Origin of the sequence: Mesorhizobium sp. M0618 (assembly GCF_040320765.1) — a bacterium.
GTDB lineage: Bacteria > Pseudomonadota > Alphaproteobacteria > Rhizobiales > Rhizobiaceae > Mesorhizobium.
In genome coordinates this window covers 69435-78186 of sequence record NZ_JAMYQH010000032.1, presented here as the reverse complement: position 1 = coordinate 78186, position 8752 = coordinate 69435, and the positions used below count along the sequence as shown (strand labels likewise).

The window sequence follows — 8752 nt, the reverse complement described above, 5'->3', positions numbered from 1 at the left end:
GGGCTGGGGCGCGCCGCTCCCGCTCCCCCCCGCCTCGGCCGCCGCCCCCGCTCCCGCCCCTCCCGCCCCCCCCGCCGGGCGGGGGGCCCCCCCCCCCCCCCCCCCCCCCCACGCCGAAATCCTGGCGACCGCCTTGCCGCCGCCCTGGACCTATATCGCCACGGCGCAAGCCTGGGATGACGAGATGCGTGAGCGCATCGCGCTGCACCGGTCGCAGCGCGGCGAAGGCTGGACGACCATCGACGCACCGCTCGATCTCGCCGGCGCGCTTGCCGCCTTGCCTGATAACCAACCGGTACTCGTCGACTGCCTGACGTTGTGGCTGACCAACCATATGCTGGCCGAACACGATTTCGAGCTGGAATGCCGCCGATTGGCAGAGGTGCTGTCGCGGCCGCGCGGACCCTGGTTCGTGGTGTCCAATGAAGTCGGCCAAGGTATCGTGCCGGACAATGCACTGGCGCGCCGGTTTCGCGATGCCGCCGGCCGGCTCAACCAGCAGGTCGCGGCGATTGCCGATACGGTGCTGCTGATGGTGGCGGGGCTGCCGCTCAAGGTGAAATGACATGACCGACATCGACGATAAGGACGAAGAACGCCACCGCGCCAAGATGGCCAAGCGCAAGGCGGTGCAGGATGCCGAGGTGGCGAGCAAGACGGTCGAGAAGGGGCTGCTGATCGTCAACACCGGCCCCGGCAAGGGCAAGACCACGGCCGCCTTCGGCCTGGCGCTGCGGATGCTCGGCTACGGCAAGCGCGTCGGTGTCGTCCAGTTCATCAAGGGCAAATGGCACACCGGCGAGAAGGACGCGTTCGCCGCCTTCGGCGACCGCGTCGTCTGGCACGCGATGGGCGAGGGATTCACCTGGGAAACGCAGGATTTGAAGCGTGATATCGCAGCCGCCGAAGCCGCCTGGGCCAAGGTGCTCGAACTGATGGCCGATCCGTCGATCAGCCTGCTGGTGCTCGACGAACTGAACATTGCGCTGCGCTACGACTATCTCGATCTCGACAGAGTGGTTGCGGCGCTGAAAGCGCGGCGCGAGAGCCTGCATGTCGTCGTCACCGGCCGCAACGCCAAGCCGGCGCTGATCGAGGCCGCCGACCTCGTCACCGAGATGGGCGTGACCAAGCACCATTTTTCCGCGGGCGTGAAGGCCCAGCAGGGGATCGAGTTCTGAGAGCTTACCCTCCCCACAAGGGGGAGGGTAAGGTTAGGTCACAACGATGACGATGATCGAATCCAACCCGAATAGGGCGATCAGCAGATAGTCGGCAATGCGATAGAGTTTCAGCGCCTGCCTGATGTCGAGGCTGTCGGCTTCGCGCCGCCCACCTTCGCCCATGAAGACGTCGTCGACCAGTACGCCGCCGTAGCTGCGCGGCCCGGCGAGCGACAGGCCGAGCGCGCCGGCCATCGCCGCTTCCGGCCAGCCGGCATTGGGTGAGCGATGTTTTTTCGCGTCGCGCAATACCGCATGCCAGGCATTTTTCGCATCAGCGCCTTTGACGAGGAACGCCGCCAGCACGATCAGCAGCGCCGTCAGCCGCGACGCCGGCAGATTGATCCAGTCGTCGAAGCGCGCCGCTGCCCAGCCGAACGCCTCGTGGCGCGGGGTGCGGTGGCCGATCATCGAATCGGCGGTGTTGGCGGCCTTGTAGGCGGCGCCGCCGGCCAGGCCGCCGACGCCGGTCCAGAAGGCGGGGGCGACGATGCCGTCAGAGAAATTCTCGGCCAGGCTCTCGATCGCCGCGCGGCAGACGCCGGCCCTGTCGAGCGTTTCAGGGTCGCGGCCGACGATCCGCGAAACGGCAACGCGGCCCAAAGCGAGACCGCCGGTGTCGAGCGCGTCAGCCACCGCCTCGACATGCTCATAGAGGCTCTTTTGCGACAGAAGCGACGTTGCCAGAAGGGCCGTGATGACGAGGCCCATGGGAACGAACCAGAACAGGATCTGCACGCCCAGGCCAATTATCGCCGGCACCAGCACGATGACCAGCAGCGCCTGGACACCACGCTTGCGACGCAGCGCGTCGGGATCAGTGGCGCGGTTGAGCCTGCGGTCGAGAAAGGATATCAGCCTGCCGAACCACGTCACCGGATGGCCGATGGCGCGAAACAGCCAATCGGGGTAACCGAGGGCGAATTCGACGGCCAATGACAGGAAAGCGATCAGGACTGACATGAAGCTTCTTAATGGGGCGGTTGTGGACCATGGTGGAAGTCTTGGCCGCGCGAGGGCGCTTTTTCCCAACGCCCTGCTGCCATTCGTCGACCTCTCGACCGGTATCAATCCGCACTCCTACCCGCTTTTCGACCTGCCCGCCACCTCGCTGTCGCGGTTGCCGGAAGCCGCGCGCACGCGTGAGCTGACAGAGATCGCTGCCAGTGCCTATGGGGCGCCGTCGCCAGCCAACGTCGTGGCGGCACCGGGCACGCAGATCCTGTTGCCGCGCGTCGCCTCGCTGATTACCCCCGGAAGGGCGCTGGTGCTGGGTCCGACCTACGCCGAACATGCCCGCGCAGCAGTGATCGCCGGGCACGCGGTGACCGAGGTCGGCGATTTCGCTGACTTGGCGGACGCCGACCTTGCCATCATCGTCAATCCGAACAATCCGGATGGACGTGTCATCGAGCGCGACCGGTTGCTGGCTCTGGCTGCCGGATTGCGCGCCAAGGGCGGGCTGCTGGTTGTCGACGAGGCGTTCATGGATGTTGGGCCGCGCGAGCATAGCCTCTGCGGCGATGTTGGGCAGGGCGGCGTCGTCGTGCTGCGCTCGTTCGGCAAGTTCTTTGGTCTGGCCGGCCTGCGGCTCGGTTTTGCACTTTCCGATGCTGTGACGGTCGAACGGCTGGAAACACAATTCGGGCCATGGGCCGTTGCCGGCCCGGCGCTGGAATACGGCATCCGCGCGCTTGCCGATATTGGCTGGCAGGACGCGATGCGGACGGCGCTGGCTGATGAATCGGCGCGGCTCGATGCGCTGTTCGGCCGCTTCGGTATTCCCGTCGTGGGCGGCACCACGCTGTTCCGTTTTCTTCGCCTGCCGCATGCCGCCGATTTGTTTGCCGCGCTCGGCGAGCGCGGCATCCTGCTTCGCCATTTTGCCGATCGGCCTGACGTTCTGCGCGCCGGCCTGCCGGGGAGTGAGGAGGAATGGCAGCGGCTCGAGACCGTTCCTGCCGAATGGGCGTCGCGGCGCGAGCATCAATCGAAGGGTTCGAAACAATGATCCATGTCTGTTCGCTGGCAAAGATCGAGGAAACGGTGGCCAGGACCGGCGCCGACCGCATGCTGTCGCTGCTTGCCGCCGGAACGGCGTTGGTCCGTCCGGCGTCGATCGCCCGAGAAAACCATCTGCATCTGGTCATGCATGACATCGCGGCGGCGCAGGACGGCATGACCATGCCGGGCGAGGAGCATGTCCGTAACCTGCTCGATTTCGCGCGCCGCTGGGACCGGGCAAGGCCGATGCTCGTGCATTGCTATGCCGGCATCAGCCGCTCGACGGCTTCGGCCTATATCATCGCGGCCGCATTGGCGCCGAAACGCGACGAGGCCGAATTGGCGCGGACGCTGCGGGCGCTGTCGCCCTCGGCAACACCCAATCCGCGACTGATCGCGGTGGCCGATGCGCTGCTTGATCGCAACGGCCGCATGATCGAGGCGATCGAATCGATCGGCCGCGGTGCGGATGCCTTTGAAGGCACGCCCTTCGCGCTGAGGATCGACAGCTAGCTGCCCCACGTCGTTGTTCGATTATCGAGTGCCTTCATTCGCCCAATCTTCATGCCCGTGGCGTACCCGGACAATGAACACGTCGTCGTCGGCTTCGATCCGGTAGACGACAAGATGGGCTTTGAAGGGATGGATACGCATCGGTGGCGCCAATTCAAGCCGCTCCCGCGCTATTCGGGGACTGGCAGCGATCAGGTCAGGAACAACTCGTCACGATACTGTCTGGCCTGCACAGCGCCGAACAGGCGCACCCCTTGCTCGGCAAACCGACGATGTCCTCTTCCGCGGCTAAAGAAAGGCGAAATCCCACTACCCATTGCCGGATGGCTTTTCAGCGCGTTTAACCGCCTCCGCGAAAAGCGCGTCCCTGGATCGATTGCCGATGCCACTCTTCAAGCCGTCATCGACAAAGCGCTGCATGGCGGCAATCTTGTCGTTGCGCTCCTGATCCCGACGGATCAAATCGCGCACATAATCGCTCGCGTTGGCGTAACGGCCCGTTTCGGTTTGCGCCTCAACCCAATCTTTCATCGGGTCGGGCAATGATACGTTCATCGTTGCCATACTGGCCTCCATATTCCGCCCAGTATGGTGCATTTTGGCAAAGTTTGTCAAAATCTCTTGTGCGGAAATCTCTCTGTGCAAAGCGTTATCGTCTGATCCGCCCTCCGTCGCCTGGTTTGTTCAAGAGGACAGCGTTTTGCCTTACGATGCCAGACCACTGGTTTGGAGGCTACGTCAACCAGTCCGCGAGCTTGGCCTTGCGGACATCCCGCAGCAGGCTGATGAAGCCGTCGGCCTGATATTCTGCCGTCAGCCGGCCCTTCTCCGCCGTTGCGATGCTGGCATCGCCGACGACGCCGTTCGGGTTGAGATCGCCAGCGATCCAGGCAAAGGCGTGGGTGCCGGTGTGGCGCAGCAGCGAGAATTCCTTCTCGGCCTTGGCGACATTGGAAACGAAATTGTCGGCCTTGCCCATGTCGACGAGGTCCGGCCGGAAATGCAGCATCAGCGAGGTCTCGACATCGCCGCCATGGATGCCGTGGCGATCCTCCAGTTCGGTGTACATGCCGGCCGGACGACCAAAACGCTGCCAGCTGGTCTTTACCGCCAGCATCTTTTCGCGCACGCGCAGTTCGCGCGTGACGATGCCCATGATCTCTTCGTTGCCGCCATGCGAATTGACCACGATCAGCTTGCGCACCCCGGCGCGAGCGATCGACAGGCCAAGCTCGGTCCAGGCTTCTATCAGCGTGGTTGCCGGCAGAGTGAGGGTGCCCGGCGCGTGCAGATGTTCGTTCGACTTGCCCACTGCCTGGACCGGCAGGATGCGGATGTCGAGATCGTCGGGCAGGCGCGAAATAACCGTGTCGAGCATGCCGTTCATGATCGAGGTGTCGGTAGAGACCGGCAGATGTGGCCCATGCTGCTCGATCGCCGCCACCGGCAGCACGGCGATCGTCGCCTCCGGATCGATCGAGGCGTATTCGGTGGTCCGGTAATCGCCCCACCACACACGTCTTTTGGGTACGGTCATGTCATGCCTCTTCAATGGTCCGGCAGACCTAGCGCGGCAAGCGCGGTCTGTCGATCACCCGGCCGCGATGGCCTCGACCTCGACCTTGAATTCGGGGCGGGCAAAGCCGGAAACGATCATCAGCGTCGAGGCCGGCGCGGGGCTGGAAAACAGCCGGTCGCGGACATCCATATAGGGCCGCAGATGCGCGCGATCGGTGACATAGGTGTTGATGCGCACGATATCCCTCAGACCCAGGCCGGCTTCGCCGAGAATCGCCGCGATGTTTTGAAAGCAGAGTTCGGCCTGCGCGCCGGCGTCTTCGGGAATCTGGTCGTCCGCGGTGATGGCGACCTGACCCGAGCACAGCACCAGTCGCTTGCCAGCCGGCACCTCGACGCCGTGGCTGTAGCGGGCAAAGGGCGGCTTGATCGACTTCGGGGTGAGGAATCTGAACATGGCAATCTCCTGGATGCCGTCAGCCTAAAGCCGGACCCACTACACCTTCAAGATGGCGGTGCATGTTGCCCGGGCGATTGTGGACAGCCGTTCAAAAAATAGGCACGATGCCTTCCGTACAGCATGACCCGTCCGCGCTTGGCATGGCAACGTCTTTCAAGCGGGCGGCCCAGGCGCCAGACGCCGGTGGCATGTGTCTTGCTTCTTGAATCTTTGGTGTCGAGCCTGGCGCGTGGCGCGCCGGAGCAAACAGAGGGTGGTGTCGATGTACGGAAAACAGAAGATCTCGGTGGCGATTGTGGCCCTGCTTGCAGCCAGCAGGCTGGGTGCTGCTGCGAATGAGAAAGTCACCTTCGGCACCAACTGGTTGGCCGAGCCGGAGCATGGCGGATATTACCAGTCCGTGGCGGACGGCACCTATGCCGCCTGCGGCCTCGACGTCACCATTATGCAGGGCGGTCCGCAGGTCAGCGGCCGGCCGATGCTGCTGGCCGGCAAGATCGATTTCTACATGGGCGGCAATCTGCTGTCGGCTTTCGATGCCGTGCAGCAAGGCATTCCGATGCGGGTGGTGGCGGCGGATTTCCAGAAGGACCCGCAGGTCATCATGTCCCATCCCGGCGAAGGGCTCGACAAATGGGAGGACCTGAAGAACGCCGACCAGTACATATTGGGCGACGAGGGCGTGCAGACCTTCTTCCAGTGGATGGTCATCGAACTCGGCTTCGATGCCTCCAAGCGCGCGCCCTACACCTACAACACCGCTCCCTTCCTCGCCAACAAGAAGTCGATCCAGCAGGGCTACGTCACCTCCGAGCCGTTCGCGGTCAAGAAGGAAGGCGGCTTCGTGCCGAACCAGTTCCTGCTCGCCGACTATGGCTGGGACACCTATTCGACGACGATCGAGGTGATGCAGGATACGATCGACAAGAAGCCGGAGGTGGTCCAGTGCTTCGTAGATGGCTCCGCCAAGGGCTGGTACAAATATCTCTACGGCGACAACAAGGCCGCCAACGACCTGATCAAGAAAGACAATCCCGACATGAGCGACGAGCAGATCGCGTTCTCGATCGAGCAGATGAAGAAGTTCGGCCTGGCCGATTCCGGCGACACCGAAAAGCTCGGCATCGGCGCCATGACCGACGAGCGGATCAAGAGCTTCTACGACAAGATGGTCAAGGCCAAGGTCACGCCCGACGGCATCGACATCAAGAAGGCCTACACGCTGACCTTCATCAACAAGGGCGTCGGGCTCGAGCTGAAGAAATAGGCCGGTCCCGGCATGATAAGGGAAAAAGTGGCGCCAGCGCCGGCTGTGTCGGGTACGGCCCCGACGCTTCTGGCGCTGCGCGGCGTCGGCAAGGTATTTTCCAACGGCGTGACGGCGCTCAGCGACGTCGACCTGACCATCCGGGAAGGCGATTTCCTCAGCCTGCTTGGGCCGTCGGGGTGCGGCAAGTCGACGGCGCTGCGGCTGATCGCCGGCCTGTCGACGCCGACCTCCGGCGTGCTCGACTGGCGCGGCGGCGGCGCGCTTGACCGCTCGAACATCGGCTTCGTCTTTCAGGAGCCGACGCTGCTGCCCTGGGCCAATGTTTTCGACAATGTCTGGCTGCCGCTTCGGCTGAAAGGCATTTCGCGCGCCAAGGCGACACCGGCGATCACGGAGATGCTGGCGCGGGTGCACCTGACCGGTTTCGAAGACGCGGTGCCGCGCGAACTGTCCGGCGGCATGAAGATGCGCGTCTCGATCGCGCGCGCAATGGTGACCAAACCGCGCGTGCTGCTGATGGACGAACCGTTCGCCGCACTCGACGAGATCACCCGCTTCAAGCTCAACAACGATCTCCTGGAACTGTGGCAGGACGAACGCTTCACCGTCGTTTTCGTCACCCACAGCGTCTTTGAAAGCGTGTTCCTCTCCAACCGCGTCGTCGTCATGGCGGCGCGTCCGGGCAGGGTGTTCGACGAACTCGCCATCGAGGCCACCTATCCGCGCGACGAGGCGTTTCGTACCTCGCCCGACTATGCGGCCCTCTGCCGGCAGGCCTCCGATGTGTTGGTCAATGCCATCAATTCAACAGCAGGCGCGCATCATGACGGCCATTGACGAGCGCGTGCTCGAACTCGACCCCGAGGAAGCACGCCGCGTGCGCCAGGAGCGGTTCGAACGGATCGGCCGCTGGCTGCTGCCGCTAGCGATCATGATTCTGGCGATCTGGCTGTGGGATCGCATCTGTGTGTGGAACGAGATCCCGCAATACATCCTGCCGCGCCCCGGCGTGGTTCTGTGGACGCTCTACAACGATGCCGGCTTGCTGTTTTCCTCGCTGCTGGTGACCTTGCGCATCACCTTCCTCAGCCTGGTTCTGGCGGTCGTCGGCGGGGTCGGGCTGGCGGTGCTGTTCGCGCAGTCGAAATGGGTGGAGATGTCGTTCTTCCCGTTCGCCATCGTGCTGCAGGTAACGCCGATCGTAGCGATCTTTCCGCTGATCAATATCTATGTGAACGACCAGACGACCAAGCTTCTGCTGTGCGCCTGGATCGTCGCCTTCTTTCCGATCCTGTCCAACACCACGCTTGGCCTCAACTCCGTCGACCGCAATCTGCGCGACATGTTCAAGCTCAATGGCGCGACGCGCTGGCAGCAATTGCGCTATCTCAGGCTGCCGGCCGCGATGCCCTATTTCCTCGGCGGGTTGAAGATCGCCGGCGGCCTGTCGCTGATCGGCGCGGTGGTGGCCGAGTTCGTCGCCGGTACCACCGGCCAGTCGTCCGGTCTTGCCTCGCGCATCATCGAGGCCGGCTACCGGCTCAACGCGCCGCGGCTGTTCGCGGCGCTGTTCCTGATCTCGCTGACCGGCATTTTGATCTTCCTCGTGCTGTCGCTGATTTCGCATCTCATTTTGCGGCGCTGGCACGAAAGCGCACTGAAGCAGGAGCGCTAGGATGACTGAAAGATTGGCGCGAAGCGCCCCCCTCTGGCCTGCCGGCCATCTCCCCCTCGAGGGAGGAGATCAACTGTATGTTTTGTTTT

At 63.6% G+C, this 8752-nt stretch carries 11 protein-coding genes and 1 pseudogene; 7 read left to right on the top strand and 5 right to left on the bottom strand.

Features of this window, described 5'->3' with window-relative positions; all coding sequences use genetic code 11:
- Positions 1 to 118: 118 nt before the first annotated feature.
- Entirely contained in the window at positions 119 to 565 is a 447-nt protein-coding gene (gene cobU, locus NKJ04_RS27555) for a bifunctional adenosylcobinamide kinase/adenosylcobinamide-phosphate guanylyltransferase (protein WP_352678360.1), read from the top strand.
- A 1-nt stretch (position 566) separates the two neighbouring features.
- A complete protein-coding gene (gene cobO / locus NKJ04_RS27550; RefSeq protein WP_027034787.1) occupies positions 567 to 1181 on the top strand; it encodes a cob(I)yrinic acid a,c-diamide adenosyltransferase in 615 nt (204 codons plus the stop codon).
- Positions 1182 to 1214: 33 nt separating this feature from the next.
- Here cobO and cbiB read toward each other — a convergent pair whose 3' ends face one another.
- The gene (gene cbiB / locus NKJ04_RS27545; protein WP_352678352.1) at positions 1215 to 2186 is read right to left on the bottom strand and encodes an adenosylcobinamide-phosphate synthase CbiB; all 972 of its coding nucleotides are present in this window, start codon (positions 2184 to 2186) and stop codon (positions 1215 to 1217) included.
- Here cbiB and cobD point away from each other — a divergent pair.
- Positions 2185 to 3234: a threonine-phosphate decarboxylase CobD gene (gene cobD / locus NKJ04_RS27540; protein ID WP_128304408.1), complete on the top strand. Its 1050-nt coding sequence runs from the start codon at positions 2185 to 2187 to the stop codon at positions 3232 to 3234. The two genes, cbiB and cobD, sit on opposite strands and share 2 nt — an antisense overlap.
- Complete coding sequence (locus tag NKJ04_RS27535) at positions 3231 to 3740, top strand: tyrosine phosphatase family protein (protein ID WP_352678349.1); 510 nt, start codon at positions 3231 to 3233, stop codon at positions 3738 to 3740. The genes cobD and NKJ04_RS27535 overlap by 4 nt, the downstream gene beginning before the upstream one ends.
- A 21-nt stretch (positions 3741 to 3761) precedes the next feature.
- Here NKJ04_RS27535 and NKJ04_RS27530 read toward each other — a convergent pair.
- The 4 genes and pseudogenes from NKJ04_RS27530 to NKJ04_RS27515 form a co-directional block, all read right to left on the bottom strand.
- A pseudogene (locus tag NKJ04_RS27530) lies at positions 3762 to 4050 on the bottom strand (type II toxin-antitoxin system RelE/ParE family toxin).
- Complete coding sequence (locus NKJ04_RS27525; protein ID WP_352678346.1) at positions 4050 to 4304, bottom strand: type II toxin-antitoxin system ParD family antitoxin; 255 nt, start codon at positions 4302 to 4304, stop codon at positions 4050 to 4052. Before NKJ04_RS27525 ends, NKJ04_RS27530 begins: the two are co-directional and overlap by 1 nt.
- Before the next feature lie 169 nt (positions 4305 to 4473).
- Entirely contained in the window at positions 4474 to 5277 is an 804-nt protein-coding gene (locus NKJ04_RS27520) for a creatininase family protein (protein WP_352678344.1), read from the bottom strand.
- Between the two features lie 54 nt (positions 5278 to 5331).
- Complete coding sequence (locus NKJ04_RS27515) at positions 5332 to 5715, bottom strand: RidA family protein (RefSeq protein WP_023812356.1); 384 nt, start codon at positions 5713 to 5715, stop codon at positions 5332 to 5334.
- Between the two features lie 265 nt (positions 5716 to 5980).
- Between NKJ04_RS27515 and NKJ04_RS27510 the strand changes: the two genes are divergently transcribed.
- From NKJ04_RS27510 to NKJ04_RS27500, 3 genes are read left to right on the top strand one after another with little or no spacing between them, the layout of a single operon-like run.
- Positions 5981 to 6985, top strand: a complete 1005-nt coding sequence (locus tag NKJ04_RS27510; RefSeq protein ID WP_352678341.1) for an ABC transporter substrate-binding protein — start codon at positions 5981 to 5983, stop codon at positions 6983 to 6985.
- 12 nt (positions 6986 to 6997) lie between these two features.
- On the top strand, positions 6998 to 7825 hold the full coding sequence (locus NKJ04_RS27505; protein WP_352678339.1) for an ABC transporter ATP-binding protein: 828 nt from the start codon (positions 6998 to 7000) through the stop codon (positions 7823 to 7825).
- Positions 7812 to 8663 (top strand): ABC transporter permease, encoded by an 852-nt coding sequence (locus tag NKJ04_RS27500; RefSeq protein ID WP_352678337.1) that lies wholly within the window; start codon positions 7812 to 7814, stop codon positions 8661 to 8663. Before NKJ04_RS27505 ends, NKJ04_RS27500 begins: the two co-directional genes overlap by 14 nt.
- The last annotated feature ends 89 nt before the right edge of the window (positions 8664 to 8752 follow it).